Here is a 19989-nt window from a genome sequence, read left to right on the forward strand (position 1 = left end):
CTAAATTCTTTTTGCGCATGAAAATCTCGATGATTTTATTGTTGGTGGGAGTGATGCACCTTTCTGCCAGTACATTTTCACAAACGAAAGTATCTTTGAATATGAAAGATGCGACCGTTCAGGAAATCTTTTCTAGTTTGGAAAAGATGACGAACTATACGTTTCTTTACAAATTGGATCTTGTTGATAAATGTGGTAAAATGGATGTAAATGCCACGGATAAGGATTTCAATCAGTTGTTGGAAGATTTATTACGTCCGTTAGGGTTGTCCTTTAAAATAGATGATAGGGTGGTGGTGATTACTGTTCGGGAAGATGATGAGAAAAAGGATATGGTAATTATTAAAGGTATTGTGAAGGATGAAAATGGGCAGGTATTTCCGGGGGTAACAATTGTTTTGAAAGGAACAAGCGTTGGAGTTGCTTCTGATATGGAAGGAAAATTTGTTCTAAGTATTCCTAAACAAGAAAACATTAAATTATTGTTTTCTTTTGTTGGGATGAAGACAAAAGAAGTTGTTTGGAAGGGGGAGAAAATGCTGGAGGTTATATTGGAAGAGGAGTCCAAACAGATGGATGAGGTCGTGGTTACGGGATATAATACTGTTAACCGGAGGGATATGGTGGGTTCCTACACGAGCGTGAAAGCTGCTGATGTTATTATGCCAGCGTATAATTCGATAGACCAGATGTTGCAGGGGCAAATAGCCGGTATGGTTGTGATGAACACAAGTTCTCGGGTGGGGACAACACCAAAAATCAAATTGAGAGGGACAACAACTATTTTTGGAAACCAATCCCCGTTATGGGTGGTTGACGGTATTGTGCAGGAGGACCCTTTAGAATTGGAAACAACTGACATTATGACACAGGACTTGAAAGATATTATTGGTAGTCAGATTTCTTGGTTGAACCCGATGGATATAGAAACAATTACCGTACTAAAAGATGCTTCAGCCACGGCTGTTTATGGTTCAAAGGCTTCTAACGGGGTAATTGTAATTACCACGAAGAAAGGAAAAGCAGGAAGGTTAACCGTGAATTATACGGGCAACATGACTATTAATACTCGCCCTAATTACGGGATGTTCAATTACATGAATTCCAAGGAACGGGTACAGTTCTCGCAAGACGTCTATAATGCTGGAGCGTATTATGATAAAGAGCCGATAACTCAACCGTATACATACGAGGGTGCTATGAAAATGTATTTGGCAGGCGATTTAAGTTATGATGAATTTATGAAGAGAAAAACTTTTCTATCGACGGTTAATACGGATTGGTTCGATTTATTAACCCGTTCGGCTGTCAGTCATAGTCATAATGTGAGTTTGGCCGGGGGTACTGAAGCAATAACTTACAATGTTTCTTTGGGGTATAACAACACGTTGGGGCAGGAGATCGGAAACTCCAATGAGAGAATGACCGGGAGGGTTGCGGTGAATATTCGTTTACACGAGAACGTGCGTTTGAATGCCAGTCTGAATGCAACTTCCAGTACAACAAAGGCTTTTGGCGAGGAAGTGAATCCAATGTCGTACGCCACGACAACGAGTCGTTCCATCCCGGCTTATGATGAAGAGGGAAATCCGGTATATTATCAAAAGCGGGCAACGTATTTGTATAATAGAAATGTACAGAGTTTGAGTTACAATTTTATCAATGAACGGGATAATAGTGGCTCTACCAATAAGAATTTGCATGTATCTGCCGCTCTTAACTTCAGATGGAATATATTGGATTGGTTGAGTTATGAATTTACCGGAGGATATACAGCCTCGAACACGAATGGGGAAACTTATAACACGGAGAGAACATTTCGTGTGGCTTGGAGGTATCGTGGGTATGATTATGGAGCAGCCGAACCCAATAGTGCTTTATTTAAAGCGGCACTTTTGCCTTTCGGGGGTGTGTTGTTTACGACTGATGCTTCACAGCGAGCCTATAATATTCAGAATAAAGTGTTGCTATCTAAATCTTTTAATGAGGAACATCGGTTGAATGCCATGCTGGCAATGGAACTTCGTTCCTCTGCTGTTGCCAACAATGCCAATAAGGTATGGGGGTATATGCCTGACCGGGGAGAAACTCTGGTAAGGCCTACGCCTCCGGATGAATTACAGCCCATAAGTAATGCTGTTTCTGGTTGGGGAATATTGGATGAAATTTATGGGTCAGGATGGAAACGAACCAAGAATACGGATAATTATCTTTCTTTCTTTGCAACGGTTGCTTATTCGTTAAAAAATCGTTACGTGTTTAATTTCTCGATGCGAAATGACGAGTCAAATCGTTTCGGGCAGGACGTGAATAACCGGTTTGACCCGACATATTCTTTCGGTTTGTCTTGGAGAATGATGGACGAACCATGGCTCGAGGGAATGAAAAAATGGCTAAATGCCTTTAACATTCGAGCCACCTATGGAATACAGGGTAATGCGATGACTAAATTAGGACCGGATTTGACATTGAGACAATATGGAATTCTTTCGGTTTACAATCAGCATTACTCGAAGATCTCTAGTTTGCCGAACCCGAATCTTTCTTGGGAAAAAACAAAGTCTTGGGATTGGGGAGTGGATATGACGTTGTTTAATATATTTGATGTAGTGGTTGATTATTATAGAAGAAATTCGAACGTTATTGTTACTCAGGATTTGCCTTCCGAGTACGGGATCTCAACTATGAAGATGAACGGCGGGAAAATAACGAATGAAGGAGTTGAGTTTACGGTTAGTTTTACCCCGGTAAAGACTAAAGATTGGGCTTTAAGTATCTCGTTGAACTCTTCTAAGAACTGGAATGAAACAGGGAAAGAAGAATATGAAGCCACCAGAGATGAGTTGCTTGCGGGTAGCAGTGATAAAATCTTGAAAAAAGGATATCCGGTGGGTGGTTTTTGGTCTTATTCTTTTGCTGGATTAAGCGGTGAGGATGGTCGTCCCTTGTTTAATTATTTTGATGTGCCGGAAGCCGAAAGAAATTCCGGGGTTGATCCGATTACTTATCTGGTGTATTCCGGTACGAAAGAACCGAATTTTACGGGGGGATTGAATTTCAGTTTGCGTTGGAAGACGTTGACCCTTTCATCCGGTTTTTCCCTATTATTAGGATGCAAAAAACGTTTGCCTTCTCCGTATGCTAATATACCTAATGGATCGAAAATCCCGGATTCGGATGTGAATTTGAGTAAAGATCTAACCAAACGTTGGAAGAAACCTGGAGACGAAAATTACACGAAAATCCCCGGATTGGTGACGACGCTGAGTAGTTATGTTACTTTACCGAATGGTTCGGCGGAACAGTGGATGAGGGTATGGGAACAATCTGATGCTTTGGTTGCAGATGCTTCGTTCTTGCGTTGTAGACAATTGTCATTGTCTTGGCGGATTGGCGAAGATTGGTGCAAACGGATGGGGTTGAAGACGCTTTCTTTGAACGCTACGGTTTCAAATTTATTTGTTATAGCAAGTAAACGCTTTAATGGTTTTGATCCGGAATTGGGGGATAGCGTGCATCCGAAGAATTATTCCGTGGGAATTAATATTGGATTTTAAAAATGTAGGATGATGAAAAAGTTATTGATAGTATTATTCGCGGGTTTATTAGCTGCGTGTTCAGATTTCTTGGAACCCAAGTCGCAAAGTGAATATATTCCTAGAGAAGCTGCTGCATTGAATGAGATGTTATTGGGAAATGCTTATATACAGGCGGCAGGAGGAGATGAAGTTATGAATCTGTTATTGATGTTTGACGATGATATCATGTGTTCTGATTCGTCGGGAGCGATAAACACGATGGTGATGACGGGTGATAATTTTCAATTATTGGAGAAACTTTATGCTTGGCAGCCGGATATATTCATACAGGAAGGTACTTTGATGTATCAAACACCTTGGAAGTGGTTCTATTCTTATATCTTGGGGGCGAATGCGGCCTTGGATTACATTGATGGCGTTTCGGGAACCGATGATGAAAGAAATATCGTGAAAGCTCAGGCTTTCGCTTTGCGGGGTTACTATTATTTCCAGCTGGTAAACATGTGGGGTGCTCCCTATAACTATGACAAGAAGGCATTGGGGGTACCTTTGAAAGTAACCAGTGCGTTGGAAGCGAAAGAGCTTCCGCGAAACACGGTTGAAGAAGTGTACACTCAGATTTTGGCGGATTTGAATGAAGCCGAGAAAACATACGAAAAGTTGCCCAGGGAACAACAATACCGGAAAGATTACAGAACCAGTTTGCCTATGGTGCAATTATTGAAATCCAGAGTTTACCTGTACATGGAGGATTGGAAAAATGCGGCTATTTACGCTCGGAAAGTGATTGATGATTGGGATTTCATATTGACAGACCTGAACTCGTTGCCCCAGAAAACGACGGCACAACCGTATTATAATTTTATTTCGCAAGATTGTTCGGAAGTGATCTGGGTGTTCGGGAAGATAGATAAGTTTGTGAATTTAGTGAAACAGAAGATGATATTTCCCGATCCTTATAAACCGGAACAAAGCTTAGAAACTAATTTCTTTAATGCTTCTTCCGAGTTGCTTGGAGCTTTTAAAGTCGGGGATCTTCGCAAAGAAAATTATATCGTGCGTTCTCCCTACACCGATTCCAAAAATAACCAACATCTTGGCGGATACGCTCCTTACGGGAAATTTGCGGTGAACTATGCTCATGAACCTATTAGCAACACGAACTTCGCTCATGCGTTTCGGTTGGCGGAAGCTTATTTAAATTTGGCTGAGGCTGCCGCATTGGATAAGGATGAGAAAACAGCTAGATGGGCATTGGAAACCTTGTTGGAGAAGCGTTTTGTGCCGGGGACAGTTTCGGTGACGGAAACGGGAAGTGCTTTAGTGGATCGTGTTCGTCTGGAAAGACGGTTGGAATTATGTTTCGAGGGGCATCGCTGGTTTGACCTGCGTCGTTACGGGATGCCATCTATCACTCACGAGTGGAAGAGTGATGGAAAGGTTATCAAGCGTTATACGCTGAAAGAAAAAGATCTGTTCTACACGTGGCCTATTCCACAGGAGGTGATGGAAGAGAACAGAAAGTTAGTACAAAATCCGTTACCGGAAGTAAGAAATTAAAGAGAATATACTATGAAATGGAGATATTATTTATATAGTTTGCTAGGCTGCGTCTTGTTTTTTTCCTGCTATGATGAAGATACATTAACAGTCGACGAGAGCGGCGAAGATTTAGTCCGGTTTGAATTCCCTCAAGGCACGAATTCATGGGATGATGATGTTGTAGCTATCAAGGAGAAATTCAATGTATGTATTATTTATAAGGATTTTCAAGCGTCTGATTTGAATCGGACATGGACAGGAGCTGCCGGAAATCAATCTTATTTTGGAGATGAATTAACAAGTGATGAGCAAGCCGAGTTTATGATCGGCTTTATGAAAAATCATGTTTTTGCCTATCTGAGTCCGCAAATTACTCAAAAGGTGTTTCCGATGTATTATTACATGGTTTATGATTGTCATGTTCCATTCGTGTTTGGACCTTACGATTTGAAAGCACCCGTGAAAACTATTTTTGACGGAATGGATTATTGGGCGCTTTGTATGTTCTACGGGGAATCGGATCCCATGTCGGATATGTTCTATGGTAGAATTGAAGCTCCGGAAACACCAGAAGATTTTTGGGAATGGAGGGGAATTATTTTGTATGAAATTTTAGAGAAAGCCTATGAAAAGGGAAATATAATTGTGCCGGAAGAATTTCAAGCAGGGATTGACTATAAAACAGAGGTCGAGTCTGATCCGGGAACGGAGGAGAATCCCAATTATTACGCGAAGCGAGGGTTCCCGGGGGCATCGTATGGTTTCCTAAGGTTGGATGCGTTGAGCAAAATTGAATACACGAGCCCGAGTAAGAACTTTTTCGCTTATATACATTTGGGTATGAGGTACACTTCGGAAGCACTGGAAGCACTGCATCCGAAAGCAAATAATCCCTTGTTGTGGGAGAAGCGTCAATATGTTCTTAATTACATGAAGACTAAATACGATTTGGATCTGGAGGCGATTGCTAAAATCCCGGATATGAATTAATTATCAAAAGAAATGTTTCAAATAATGGAACTGTCTAACGTTTTTTTTGTTAGACAGTTTCCACTCTAGTGTGAATAAAAAATGTATTGTATGAATTATTGGTATGTAAATTTACTGGGACTACTCTTTTTTATTTTCCCGTGTAGTGGAAATGCTCAGTCCCGAACTTCGTTGCTAGACGAGGTAATTAAAGAATGGAATGGCTACAGTCTTGAGGGAGCAACGATAGAATCGATTTTAGAGCAGAAAGCGGCGGTGGAGAAAATGATTCTTACCCGTGACAAAAAAGATGAAATGGCACGTCTTGCCAATCAGGTTAAAGCGATAAATTCGGTTGCCGATTATTATAGAGTACACCGGAACACAGGTGTGAATAAAAGCGTGTTGCGGAAGATATTGAAAGGTGTACGTTTTGATTCGCGGGAATTTCTGGCGCTTCCCAACCTGAAAAGAAATATAGATACTTATTTCAACGTGAAAGCCTTGGCGGACGGTTACGAAGCATCCCGGATTTTAGACGATAAGCAGGATGAATTGGAGTACGAAAAATACAAACAAATATTGGAGTCCCGAAATTCCGATTTGATATTGTCTTATTTTGCAGGGATTAGGAGTGATTTTATTCTCAATTACACGGAGGCATTGAAAAAAGCCCGTCCTCTGTTCGAACAATATATGCCGGAGGGAGAATTGAGGCAGTTGGTAATGGATTTATATGCCGCGAAAGAACGTTTGAGTCCGGGAAAGGATGCTCCTCTTTTTACTTTAATAGACTATAAAAGACAAAAGCATTCTCTTCAAGATTTCAGGGGTAAAATATTAATAATCGACGTGTGGGCGACGTGGTGCGGAGGATGTATCCGTAAATTGCCTTATTTTATGAAAGTTGCGGAGAAGTATAAAGATCGTGCGGACGTGGAATTTATCACGATATCCATTGACGAGGAGAGCAAGTTTAATCATTGGAAGTACTCTTTGCCAAGATACAAATTGTTAGGAGTTAAGAATTTGATCGCTTTCCCGAAGACGACACCTTTCCAGGATGATTATGATGTACATGGTATTCCCCGGTATATCATAATAGGTAAAGACGGGAGAATAATTGATACCGATGTTCCCGGTCCGGGAAATGGTTTCGAAGAATTTGTGGATAAATTATTAGGTAGTTCAATTTAAGCGTACGAGATATGAATAATTGTGTAAAGAAAGGCGTTTTGCTGGTCGTTGCAGTTTTTGCTTTCATGAGTGGCTGGGGGCAAGCGAACGTTTTGGAACAGCAAAAGAAGGAATTCGAGCAGGGAAAACGTGATATCGATTTTTTAGCGTCTTATATAGCTAATTTAAAAGAGAGTAAGGATCGTCAAGCGTTGAGTCGGGCGTTGGATTGTTATATCGTGCTTTTGCCTGCGGAACAACGGTACACGGAACAATGTGTGCAGGACTTTATCAATTACATTGATTATCAGGAAAGTCAAGTTTGTTTGGATTATATAAAAAATTGGGATAAACTGAATTTGCGGGAAGAACAGGTGAAACAGATGAGTCCCAAGATGGAAGTGATGATTTTATGGCCTGTATTTCATTGGATGACTTCTCCCGCCGAGAAAAAGCCGACTCAACCCGATTGTGAAGAAGTCGTGTTATTATTGGATAAGGGCAACGTGTCTGCCGTGTCCCCGACTTGTAAAACCTTGTTGGAAATGTGGCAATTATACAAGCGGAAGGATATCGATAAAATGGTGAAATTGTTCGTCGGAATGCTGCAATCCGGATGGACTGTAAGCGGGATAGTAGATACCGGTGTGATAGGTTATTTAGCGAATTATCTGTTGGAGGAAACAAACGTGTCACAGGCACGGGAAATACAATCTGTTCTGGAAAACCTCTTGAAGGACGATTCATTGGAAAAGTCTAAAGTCGGTTTATTAAAAGGATGGAATGATGATTTTACCGGTAAAGTCTTACTAGGAGAGGAATAATGAAAATAGGGATTATTTTTATCTTGCTGTTGTGTATCGGGTGTTCCGGTACACAGCAATATTCCTTCTCGATTCGGGGAAACGTGGAAGGAGCTAAATACGGCAAAGCATTCTTGTTGACACCCAAGGAGGAAGTTATTTATTCCACGAAAATCGATGGAGGAGATTTTGAATTACGAGGAACTTTGGAAGAGCCCGGGCAATATGTATTAAGAGTGAACCGACGACAATTCATGTTCTTCATGGATGGAAAGAACATGAGAATAGAGTGCCCCTATCGTTCCTTCTCGTCCAAGTACTTGAAAGGATCTCCGGCAAACGACTTGTCCATAGAGTACGGCAAACTCCAAGAGGACTATACGGCAAAGCAAGAGCGTTTTTTTAAAGAATATAAGAAAGCGACGGATGCCGGGAATCAAAAGGCGGCAGATGAGGCGATGACTCAAGTGCTGTTAGTTGGAGAAGCGGAATTTGCCCTCACGAAAGAGTTCGTACGCGAGCATCCCGATAATATCTTTTCGGCTTACATTTCGGAGAAAGCGGGGAGAGAGAATTACACGAAGGCAAAAGAGTTGTACGAGTTGCTGACCCCGCAGGCACAACAATGTTCATGGGGATGTCTGTTGAAACAGCACCTTGACGGTTTGGCGACATCCGCTGAAGGATTGATGTGTCCGGAATTTACCGTGTCGGATGAGGATGGTAATCAAGTTACAATGAGTTCTTTGAAGGGAGATATTCTCGTTCTCGACTTTTGGGCATCCTGGTGTGGTCCGTGCCGTCAGGAAATGAAAAGTTTGAGAGAACAATATAAGGAGTTCAAGGACAAAGGAGTACGTTTCGTGAGCATCTCTTTGGATGCCTCGTCGGATAAATGGAAAGAAGCGTGCGAGGAAGAGAACATTCCTTGGCTCAGTACTTTGGCAGATGGCGGATGGGATGATTCCGAAGTACGGAAATTGTTCGGCATACAATCCATCCCTCACATCGTGCTGGTTGGTAAAGATGGGAAAATCGTGGGTAAAAACGTGCGTCGCAATCTTTTGCGGGATAAAATCATCGAGTTGTTGAACAAGTAAATGGTGTTCCAAATGGGAAAAAAATTATTGATACAATTTATGATTGTATGGGGAGTTTGTGTGTCCGCTCATGCACGGGAACAACAAGCCTGTGACACGAGTACGGTCGTGAAAATGAATCGCTTGTATGATCGTGTGATGAACGGGGATATAGATATCGACACCTCGGACTTGGAATCATTGCGGGAATCCGAAATCATTCGCCTTGTGAATAGTTTCTTGGATCTTAAGGAACCCAAAACGGATGTGATGGGACGTGCCACGTGGGTATTGTATAACATCCGGAGCGAGCGAGTAAGAGAATGTTACGTTATGTGGGCATTAGCTGAGAAATTGGATCGAGGGGATAATACTTTTATCGATCATATTTTCACGGATATGGATTTGTGTTCCGTGTCTGAAAAATTGAAAAATAGAGCCCGGGAATTGGTTGCCTTGTACGAACCTTTGCAACCGGGGAAGGATGCCCCGGACTTTGAACTCGAGTCGAATGATGGGAAGACCGTTCGTTTGAACGATTTGCAAGGGAAGCCGTTGTTTATAGAGGTGTGGAAACTTGATTCCACAAGTTGCCGGAAAGATCTGGTACGCCTGGAGGAATTGAAGTCGGAACATAAAAATGTTCAGTTCGTGACGGTTGTCGTTGAACCTCTCGGCAGGAAAGAGGCTTGGAAACAATTTTTGAGAGACAATGGTTACGAGGGCAAAGGCATTCATCTCTTTGCCGACGAGAATGCAGCTTTTCGCGAGACATATCGTATTAAGTACATTCCCCGGTGTATATTACTTGACGCGAAAGGGAAATTCCTAATCCCGTGGTGTATGTCGCCAAGGCATGAATATTTTCCCTATTTTTTTCCATGTTGAAACAGCAACAGGGGGATAAGAATTAAGTAATGAATGTATTAAATAAATTGAGTGATGAAAAAAAAGAAATTATTCGGGATCGTGTTGTTCATGTGTGCCGTGTTGGCAGTGGAAGCACAGACACGTGTCGATTGGCATTTATTGTCACCTGCCAAAGACAAAGTTTACGGGGCAGGTATTTTAGAAGCTTACTGCGAGTTGGAGAACAATACACCCAAGCGAAAAGTGGTAGTGGCGTTAATTGACGCTGGTTTTGACGTGCAACACGAGGCTTTGGCTAACGTATTGTGGCGTAACAAGAAAGAAGTTGCCGAGAATGGAAAAGACGACGATAAAAACGGGTATAAGGATGACTTGCATGGTTGGAATTTTCTTGCGTCGCCTGATGGTAAGTTAATTGAAAAGGCTTCCGATGAGACTTTCCGACAGTTCTTGAAAGTGAAGGATCGTTTCGATGAACTTCACGGAAAGAAGAGAAGTGTTGAAGAAAACAACGAGTATGTCGATTACCTTAAATTTGCCAAGAACAGTCCGTTAGTATCTTTGTACATGGGGGCAAGTTTTAATTATAATATAGCTAAGGGCGTCGAAGAATTAAATCGGCTGTTACGGGAAAAATGTCCTGATCGTGAACCCACGTTGGAAGATTTTGCAGCCTTGAACCCGATCGTACAACAATCCGGAGATACTCTTCAGAAGATCGCCTTTTATACTTATAATATAATATGGAGCTTCGGGAATAGAAATAAGAAATGGGATGACTTGTATCGAAACCGCTATAGAAGCAGTGAGGCACAGCGTCGGGAGTGTGAAAAAGCGTGGGCGGCTTTGGTCGACGAGAGGAGTTTGGCGAACGATGATTTCAATACCTTATCAAATAAATATTACGGGAACCATGAGTTCCTTTCTACTGCAGCCGACGAGGGAACAGCTGTGGCAGGTATTATCGCTGCCACACCCGGTATTGCCAAGGGAATAAAGGGTGTTTCCGATCAAGTGGAATTGATGCTTATTCGTGCCGTTCCCTCTTCCGGAGATGCGTATGATAAAGACATAGCCTTGGCCATTCGTTACGCGGTGGAGCAAGGGGCTGATATCATCAATATCAGTTTCGGGAAATATATGTTGGACAACCCGAAATGGATAGATGACGCTATTGCCTACGCCGAGAAACACGATGTATTGATCGTGCATTCTGCCGGCGATAACTATCGTGACACGGATAAAGATCCTTATTTCCCGGTAAAACAAGGGCTGGGCAGTAAACGTGCGTTTACCAATATGATCACGGTCGGAGCCTCGGATATGGAGGGAAATCCTTATATCAACAGTAATTACGGGGCAGGCAGTGTCGATGTCTTCGCACCTGGGGTGCAATTGTATACAACGGTTCGCGGTGATAACTATAGGAAAGTGACGGGCACGAAAATAGCGGCTCCGGTGGTCACCGGTATCGCTGCCATGTTGAAATCTTATTATCCCTCGCTCAAAGCCTCACAAATGAAGGATATTCTAGTGCGTACGGCTCGGCAGACGCCCTCAGCTGCAGTCCCCTTCCCGCATGATCAGACCAATAGTGAAGGTGCTCCGACCGGGGGATATGACCAGTTGTGTGTATCGGGAGGTATTATTGATGCTGTTGCCGCTGTAAAGCTGGCATGCGAGATTTGTAAGGGAAAGTAATTAAAAATATTCAGTATGAAATTCAAACAATTATATATTAGTCTGTTGGTCGTGTGTCTTGCTTTTTCGTATTTCACGACCAAGGCAGAAACCCCTGCCTTTTATGTAGAAGTGCCTTACACGACCATCAATGGGAAGATTATCATTGAAGCGCAGGTAGAAGGCGTCCCGGGAAAATTTATTTTTGACACGGGGGCACCTACTTATATCACCTACTCTTTGGCTCGGCGTCTTTCTTTAGAATCCACGAACACGCAAAATATTCTTGATGCTCACAATCAGTCGATGACCTTGGAGAAGACACAATTAAAACGTTTGTCAATGGGGATGCCGGGAATTAATATAGAAGAAATTCCGGTTACGATTATGCCTGAAGGTCATCTTATCGAACAATTCGGTGTGGATGGGATGATCGGTTGCGAGTTGTTCCCGGGGGCTGTCGTGCGTATTGATTCCCGCCAGAAAAAGATAATTATAACCGATAATATTTCTCTTTTCCATATTAATTTGAGGAATCGTTTGCCGTTGCTTCACGTGCAAGGACAGATTCCATTTATAGAATTGAACGTGGGAGTGGGGGTGATCGAAACGGTTATGTTTGATAGCGGTTCGGGAGCTTTTTATGAAATGATCTCCGCCACGGCGTCGGAAGCCCTTCGGGAGAATGCTGCCGCTTTGCTATCCAAGGGATACGGTAGTAGTGGAATCGGGATGGCAGGTGCAGCCTCTGCCGGTGAACATAATTTGATTCGTTTGTTTGAATTGCGTGTCAGCACGGGACGTTTCCAGAATATTGTTACAGAATCGATGGATGCACCGTATTCCCGTTTGGGTTCACAATTATTGGACTACGGTACGGTGACGATTGATTACGCCTCGAGTGCTTTTTATTTTGAGCCTTTTGAATCGGCACCTCAAGATTTGTACAAGAAAAGATGGAACGTAGATTTTACTATGGCGAATGGTCATGTCGTGATTGCTTGCGTTTGGGGGGATTTGGTGGAGAAGATTTCTCCCGGAGATCGTGTTTTGAAGATAGACGGGGAACCCGTCGGGGAGGTAAATGTCTCCGATGCGTTGCAGTCTTCGATCGTGAAAATTAAGAACGAGAAAGCTATTATCACTGTTTTGCGACAGGACGGTACGGAGGTAGAGGTTGCTATTGAAAAGAAGTGAGTAATTGACACTCTGTTCGGTATTGGGTATTTTATGTTCCTTGATCGATCTGCAAAGGTGTGTTTCTTTCTATGTATAACAAAACCCCAAAAGTTTTAGTCTAACTTTTGGGGTTCTATTCATTTTTTATGATGTAAAATGTGTGTATAGCATGGGATATAAAAGAAATAGAATTCCTAGTTTATCTTGAAGGCGTTTCAGTGCAATTTGTTTTTGTTTCTTCACGGTATCCACGGCCAATCCTAATTCTACTGCTATTTCAGAAGGTTTTTTGCCTTCTAATGTGAGCGTACAAATTTTTTTGCATTGTGGCGGCAATTCATCAATAGATGCGAGTAGTTGACGGTATACTTCTTCTTGAATGAGATTATTTAGTACGATAGGTTCTTCTTGTTCTTGCCAGTTATTCGTGATTTCTCTTTCGTGATGTTGTTGAATTTTAAGATTTCGGAGATAAGTAAAACATTTATTGCGAACAGAACGGTATAAATAGGTTCGAATAATTAGTTCATTTTCGAAATGAATTTGTTTTTCCCACAAGTAGACGAATATCTCTTGCACGATGTCTTCTGCTGCCTCGTGATTATTAATGTAATGGAAGGCAAATTGCACGAGTGATGGATAAAATTCTTTAAATAGAATTTTATATTCCTTTTCCTTGTATATGTTACGAATGTCATCCATATCAAATTATTCCACCACGAATCGGTTTAGTGTGAGACAAATTTAGAGTTTTTTTATATCTATGCAAGAGAACGCATGATTTTTTCTGAATTCTTTTACCACTCTTTCCCGAGTTATGAGTCCTTATATAAACAGGGAACAAAAAGTATGGATAAAGGTTTTGAAATTGCGGATATTATTGTTGCATTCATAAAGGGGGATGCGACCCCGGAGCAAATTGTCCGGTTGGACGAGTGGCAAAATGAGTCTGATGAGAATAAACGTTTGTTTGTTTCATTGCTGGATGAAACAAATTTTGAATTGCAAGTACGGGTACGGAAGGAATTGAATATAGAGAAAGCGTTTAATCAGGTTAAATCTAGAAAACGGACGCATGATCGGAGGTTTAAACGAGTGTGGCAACTTTCTCTTGTCGCTTCTATTGCAGTTCTTGTTGTGGTGAGTAGTGTTATGCTGTATAAAGGCCAGGAAGCTGGTGTAAAATCAGAGATTGATCAAGGGGTTATTTCGGGCGGTACGAATAAGGCACTTTTGACGTTATCAACGGGAGAGCAAATACTGTTAGATAAACAAGATACATTATTACAAAGTGATATAACTCGTATTCGAGTTGCGAGTGATAAAGGAGTTACTTACGAGAGTATCGAGGGGGATTCGTCGATTCAGTTAGCGTATAATACAATGGAAATTCCTCCTAGGGCAGAATTTCAACTGGTTCTATCAGACGGAACGAAAGTCTGGTTGAATGCGGGTTCTAAATTGCGTTACCCGGAAAGATTTGTTGGAGATGAACGACAGGTAGAATTGAGTGGTGAGGCTTATTTTGACGTGGTTCATGATGAAAAGGCCCCGTTTATAGTGAAAACTTCTCGATCGACAATAACCGTGTTGGGGACGGAGTTCGGAGTTCGGGATTACGAGGGGAAAGCTAATCTGACAACGTTGGTTCAGGGGCGCGTGGCCGTGTGTGACTCCATGAATAAATCGTATGTGATTTATCCGGGACAACAAGTTATTATTGATGAGCGAGGGACAACAGTGGAAGACGTGGAAACAGCCTATTTTACTTCATGGAAGGATGGTTATTTTACATTTAACCAAGCGACTTTGGGTGATATCATGGATGAATTGTCCCAATGGTATGATTTTGATTGTTTCTTTACTAATGCCACGGTGACGAACTTGCGATTGACAGCGAGATTAAAGAAGTATGATGATATTAATGTTCTCTTGGATATATTATCTGATACCGGAGATGTTTGTTTCTCTCGAAAAGGGCGAGCGATCACGGTGACAGAAATTAGCCGATAAAATACCACGGGGAATAGGCTCCACCCAAATTCCCCGAGAGTATTTATTAATTACTAAATAATTGAATTACAAATTTATGGAAAAAAATGGAAAATGCAGGTATTATCTGCCAGAAAAATGGAGATTTTTAAAAGGGCTCACGAGGCTCTTGATGTTAATCTGCCTTGTCAATCTGCCGGTACACGTTTTCTCCCAAGAGAAAAGGTTCTCATTTGAGTTCACGAACGTACCCGTGAGTACTGTTTTTCTTAATATCGAGAAAAATAGTGATTATTCTTTCGTGTATAATTCGCAAGAATTACAGAAGATTGGATTGAAAGATTACAAGTTCGAAAATGCCACGGTTCGTGAGATTTTAGAAACTTGTCTGAAAGGATCGGATTTAGTGTATGAGATTCGAGATAAGCATATCGTTATCCGGCGTGCTAATGGAAATGATCAAGGAAAGAAAATGGTGCTTGTCCGGGGACAAGTGTTAAGTGTCGATAGTGTTGGTTTGCCGGGGGTGACCGTTTTGATAAAAGGAACAACAACGGGAGTGACAACGGACCACAAGGGCTATTACTCTATTTTTGTTCCTCAACAAGAAAAGGTGGTCTTGGTGTTTTCATTTATGGGGATGAAACAACAAGAGATTCGGTACACGGGGAAAGAGGTAATCAATGTAATGATGGAAGAGGATTTAAAGACCGTGGAAGAGGTTGTCGTTACCGGTTATCAAAATATCCGTAAAACCGATATGGTGGGATCTGCCCAGAGGATCAACCGGGATGAGTTGTTTTTCGATGGAACGAATAGTCTTGAACAAATGTTACAGGGAAAGCTCGCCGGCACGGTGGTGAACAACACGAGTGGATTGGTGGGATCTCGTCAAAAAGTTCGTGTCCGGGGGACATCCACGTTGTTAGGGAATCAAGAGCCTGTCTGGGTAGTGGACGGGATTATTCAAGAGGATCCGTTACCTTTTAAAGCTCAGGAGTTTTCATCTACAGGGGCAATATCTAGTGATAATTTTGATATGGTTCGGGATTTTGTTGGAAATGCGATTAGTTGGTTGAATCCCAATGATATTGAAAATATCACCGTGTTGAAGGATGCTTCGGCAACAGTTCTTTATGGAGTAAAAGCGGCCAACGGGGTGATCGTGATTACAACAAGAAAGGGTACTCAAGGGCGGATGTCTGTAAATTATAGCGGTAATTTTTCCATCAGTTCGCGCTTGACGTATGATAAAATGCATTTGATGAACTCGAAAGAACGAATTGATGCGTCGCGGGAAATCTATAATAATAGGGTTGTGTATAACGGGCGAACGTTGGAGGAAGTCGGGTATGAAGGTGTCTTGAAAAAATATTTGAATAAAGAGATCACGTATGACATGTTTGATGCGGAGGTGAAATACTTGGAATCGGTAAACACGGATTGGTTTGATTTGCTGTATCGTAACCCTTTTAATCATAGCCATAGCTTGAGTATTTCCGGGGGGACGGATAAGGTGGATTATTATTGGTCTTTAAGTGTGAAAGATAATAAGGGGGCAGCTAAAGGGAATGACCTGCGTTCTTATAGCTCGTTGATGAAAATGACTTTTCGTTTGGGAGATAAAATTATTGTCAATGCACAATTAAACGGGGATTATACTAAAACAGACGGGTTTTATCAAGTGAATCCTTACCAGTATGCAAGAACAACGAGTCGGGCAATACCTTGTTTTAACGAGGATGGTACATATTTTTTCTATCCCTCTAAAACGAATACTAAAATGATGTCTTATAATGTTTTGAACGAGTTGGACAACACGGGAAATAAGAATCATAAAAAGAGTTTGGGGACCACGGTGGGCCTTCGTTATACGATTATGAGCGGGTTGAATTTCGAGACGCTTTTAGGGTTGGCATATAGTGGTACGACGGGAGAATCATACGCTTCGGAACGTAGTTTTTATATTGCGAATAAAAGAGGGTATGATTATGGCCTTTTCGGGTCGGAATCCACGGAATATAAGTCTTCGCAATTACCTCATGGTGGAGAATTGAACACGACGAACGATCAAAATTTAACGTTGACGTGGAGAAATACGATTGCTTACGATCATGTGTTTGGGGAGAAGCATCGGTTGGGTGTGTTTGCCGGAATTGAGTGTCGGAGTTCAAAATATGATGGCACGAGTGAAACGACTTACGGGTATTTTCCGGATAGGGGTAAAACGGTGACATTACCTCCGTTACAGTATACTTCAGGAACAGCGAAGTTCGATAATCCGATATATTTATTCATGAAAAAAAACATTGTTGATAAGAAATCAAATTATATGTCTTATTTCGGGTCGTTGACTTATTCTTTTGCAGAACGTTACGTGGTTACGGGTAGTATCCGGAGTGATGCGTCGAATCGTTTTGGGCAAGATACAAAGCATCGTTTCCTACCAACATGGTCTATAGGGGGAGTGTGGCATGTGACGAATGAATCATGGATGCAGACCCAGAATTTTTTTAATGAACTAAGTTTTCGTGCGACGTATGGTTGGCAAGGAAACGTGGCGGAAAATTATGGGCCTAATTTAGTGGCACAAATATCCGGGTTAGAGTATTACACGAAAGAGTACCAGTTGAAAGTGAAATCATTACCTTACGGGGATTTGAGATGGGAAAAAACAAAAACGGTAAATCTGGGAATTGATATTGGCTTATTGAAAAATCGATTGATGCTTACGGCCGAGTATTATAATAAGAAAACAGAAGATATCATTCTAAATAAAGAAGTTGCTTATGAATATGGCGTGAGTTCAATGCCTATTAACGGGGGGGACTTGCATAATAAAGGTTGGGAGTTAAGTGTGAACATGACGCCTGTGAGAACCAAGAATTTCTTGTGGAATTTATCTTTTAACACGTCTAAGAATTATAATAAAATGGACTCAAAGACCGAACAAAATAAAAATTGGCGTTCGGCTGCCAGTGGACGTTTAGCGAAAGAGGGGTATGCGGTGTCTTCCATCTGGACGTTCGAATTTACGGGCTTGACGAATGAAGGCCGTCCCACGTTTTATATCCCGACGATAGAAGAGTTGCCGGAAGGTATAAAAGATGCCACTGCTTTTATGAAATATTCCGGAACGCTGGAGCCTGATTTTGCAGGTGGAATATCAACCTCTTTGCGATACAAGACATTAACTTTGGCTGCTTCTTTTAACGTGAATATTGGAAGTAAACGTTTCCTGGAAGCGTTGTTCCCGGAATCTATGGTGAATGATGCTCCGAGTGCTTATTCAAATTTGTCAAAGGAATTACTAGGTCGTTGGAAAAATGCCGGGGATGAAGATAGAACAAATATTCCGACCTTTCCTTCTGCCGGTTTGAGCAGTACCCCAAGGGATTGTGTCGTTGCATCTGAATATCTTTACCGGATGTATAATTACAGTGACATACGTGTTGTTGACGGTTCTTTTTTCCGTTGCAATAATATCTCCTTAAGTTATACTTTTCCGGAGAAAATAGTAAAACAATTATACTTGACTCATTTGGCGCTAACGGCAGGAGTGAGCAATCCTTTTATTATTGTGAGTAAAGATTATAAAGGTGTGGATCCGGAAGTAGCGACGGGATCTCAACCGATCGTGAGGACGTATTCATTAGGCTTAAATGTTAGTTTCTAAAATTTTGAATGATATGAAAAATATAAAATATTGTATAGTTATTTTGGGAATGATACTAGCTGTCGGGTGTGGTGATTTTTTGGATGAATATAGTCAGGATGAGATCATTCCGAGTACGGCTGATGACTTGGACCAGTTGTTGGTGGGGGAAGCGTACCCGATTGTATTACCAATTTTGTCTTATCTGGATTTATTAACAGATGATGTGGAAAGTAATTATCCTACGAATTCGACTCAGTATCAATGTTTGGTAACCGGAGCAGGTGTTTTTACTTGGGCTGAAGATATGTATGAGAGGTTGGAAGAAAATACAAAGACCCCGATAAATACGTGGGAATATTATTATGCCCGCATTATGGGGTGTAATGTCGTTTTGGATAATATCGATGCGGCGATAGGAGATGTGAGCAAAAAGGGTAATGTGAAAGGACAGGCCTTGACGATGAGAGCTTATTACCATTTTATGTTGGTCAATTTGTTTGCACGACCTTATAATATGGAAGGTATTGACCTTTCCAAAGAATCTGGGATTCCGTTAATGCTTTCTTCTGCTGTTAAAGATGAGGCTCCTAAACGAGCCACTTTGGAACAGGTGTACAAGCAAATAGAGAAGGATTTGCTTGAGGCTGCACCTCTGATGAAGCTATATGGTCAGAATAATAATTCGTTTAAAGCGAATGATCTATTTACTTATAATTTATTATCCCGTTTGTATCTTTATGAAGAAAAGTGGGAGAAGGTAATAGAATATGCGGATTATGTGATCGAGCGTAAACCGGTGCTATTGAATTTGTCTGATATCGTAATGGCAAGCGGTTTATTTAATTGGTCATTTGGTACGAAGAATGTTTTTGATGAGGCTAGTGAAGAACGAATCTGGAGATATTCAAGAAATAATGAATTTGGTCCTTTTTTTTATCTTTACAATGCTCCTGTTGCTTTCCAAGCATCGGAAGAATTAAAAGATTTGTATGAAAAAGATAAAGGGGGTAATTCTGCGGATTTAAGATTAGGATGTTATTATCGCAGTTATTCACAATCGGGTTCAACAAGAATACAATACGGACAAAAAGCTATTACCGGCACTTCTAAAGGGATGAGAGTGGCAGAGGCTTATTTGAATCGGGCGGAGGCACAAATTCGGTTGTATTTGCAGAATGGTAATGACGAATTAAGAAAAGCGGCTTTAAAGGATTTGAATTACTTGCGGTCCCGTCGTTTTGATACACGTACGGAATTGTATAAGGATATAGACAAAAACGGGGAGGCGTTATTGGAATTTTGTTTGGATGAGCGTCGCCGGGAGCTGAGTTTTGAAGAACATCGCTGGTTTGATTTGCGTCGTAACGGGATGCCTGAAATTGTTCATATACTGACTCTTGAGGCAGGAATGCCCGTGACGTTTGTTTTGGAAGAGAAAAGTGACAAGTATGTTTTGCCAATACCTCGTAATGTTTCAGATAGAAATCCGAATTTAAAATAGA

At 41.4% G+C, this 19989-nt stretch carries 13 protein-coding genes; 12 read left to right on the top strand and 1 reads right to left on the bottom strand.

All coding sequences use genetic code 11. From position 1 onward, the window contains the following. Positions 1–29 precede the first annotated feature (29 nt). The 9 genes from AB5542_RS10930 (at position 30) to AB5542_RS10970 (ending at position 12855) form a co-directional block, all read left to right on the top strand. Positions 30–3557, top strand: coding sequence for a SusC/RagA family TonB-linked outer membrane protein (locus tag AB5542_RS10930; protein WP_410518810.1), 3528 nt, complete (start codon positions 30–32; stop codon positions 3555–3557). 12 nt (positions 3558–3569) lie between these two features. Beyond that, positions 3570–5099, top strand: a complete 1530-nt coding sequence (locus AB5542_RS10935) for a RagB/SusD family nutrient uptake outer membrane protein (RefSeq protein ID WP_279039120.1) — start codon at positions 3570–3572, stop codon at positions 5097–5099. A gap of 12 nt (positions 5100–5111) precedes the next feature. Further along, positions 5112–6071, top strand: a complete 960-nt coding sequence (locus tag AB5542_RS10940) for a hypothetical protein (RefSeq protein WP_087422185.1) — start codon at positions 5112–5114, stop codon at positions 6069–6071. A gap of 90 nt (positions 6072–6161) precedes the next feature. Beyond that, positions 6162–7247: a TlpA family protein disulfide reductase gene (locus AB5542_RS10945; RefSeq protein ID WP_279039122.1), complete on the top strand. Its 1086-nt coding sequence runs from the start codon at positions 6162–6164 to the stop codon at positions 7245–7247. A gap of 11 nt (positions 7248–7258) precedes the next feature. After that, a complete protein-coding gene (locus AB5542_RS10950) occupies positions 7259–8050 on the top strand; it encodes a hypothetical protein (protein ID WP_279039124.1) in 792 nt (263 codons plus the stop codon). After that, positions 8050–9129, top strand: coding sequence for a TlpA disulfide reductase family protein (locus tag AB5542_RS10955; protein ID WP_279039125.1), 1080 nt, complete (start codon positions 8050–8052; stop codon positions 9127–9129). The genes AB5542_RS10950 and AB5542_RS10955 overlap by 1 nt, the downstream gene beginning before the upstream one ends. A gap of 12 nt (positions 9130–9141) precedes the next feature. After that, positions 9142–9996: a TlpA family protein disulfide reductase gene (locus AB5542_RS10960; protein WP_279039127.1), complete on the top strand. Its 855-nt coding sequence runs from the start codon at positions 9142–9144 to the stop codon at positions 9994–9996. A gap of 54 nt (positions 9997–10050) precedes the next feature. Further along, a complete protein-coding gene (locus tag AB5542_RS10965; RefSeq protein WP_279039128.1) occupies positions 10051–11679 on the top strand; it encodes a S8 family serine peptidase in 1629 nt (542 codons plus the stop codon). Positions 11680–11694: 15 nt separating this feature from the next. Continuing rightward, positions 11695–12855, top strand: a complete 1161-nt coding sequence (locus AB5542_RS10970) for a retropepsin-like aspartic protease (RefSeq protein WP_270543669.1) — start codon at positions 11695–11697, stop codon at positions 12853–12855. Positions 12856–12981: 126 nt separating this feature from the next. On the opposite strand, the gene AB5542_RS10975 is transcribed toward AB5542_RS10970, so the two are convergent. Further along, positions 12982–13539 carry an RNA polymerase sigma-70 factor gene (locus AB5542_RS10975; protein ID WP_087422192.1) on the bottom strand — a complete coding sequence of 186 codons (558 nt, stop codon included), beginning with the start codon at positions 13537–13539 and terminating at the stop codon, positions 12982–12984. A gap of 147 nt (positions 13540–13686) precedes the next feature. Here AB5542_RS10975 and AB5542_RS10980 point away from each other — a divergent pair, with 147 nt between their 5' ends. The 3 genes from AB5542_RS10980 to AB5542_RS10990 all read left to right on the top strand — a co-directional run bounded on the left by AB5542_RS10980 (position 13687) and on the right by AB5542_RS10990 (position 19988). Further along, on the top strand, positions 13687–14850 hold the full coding sequence (locus AB5542_RS10980; RefSeq protein ID WP_270543668.1) for a FecR family protein: 1164 nt from the start codon (positions 13687–13689) through the stop codon (positions 14848–14850). A gap of 76 nt (positions 14851–14926) precedes the next feature. Further along, positions 14927–18505 carry a SusC/RagA family TonB-linked outer membrane protein gene (locus AB5542_RS10985; protein WP_279039132.1) on the top strand — a complete coding sequence of 1193 codons (3579 nt, stop codon included), beginning with the start codon at positions 14927–14929 and terminating at the stop codon, positions 18503–18505. A gap of 13 nt (positions 18506–18518) precedes the next feature. Then, positions 18519–19988: a RagB/SusD family nutrient uptake outer membrane protein gene (locus AB5542_RS10990; protein ID WP_279039134.1), complete on the top strand. Its 1470-nt coding sequence runs from the start codon at positions 18519–18521 to the stop codon at positions 19986–19988. Position 19989 lies beyond the last annotated feature (1 nt).

The sequence above is a fragment of the Butyricimonas sp. RTP31003st1_G1_RTP31003_210430 genome, assembly GCF_040920905.1.
Lineage (GTDB): Bacteria > Bacteroidota > Bacteroidia > Bacteroidales > Marinifilaceae > Butyricimonas > Butyricimonas paravirosa.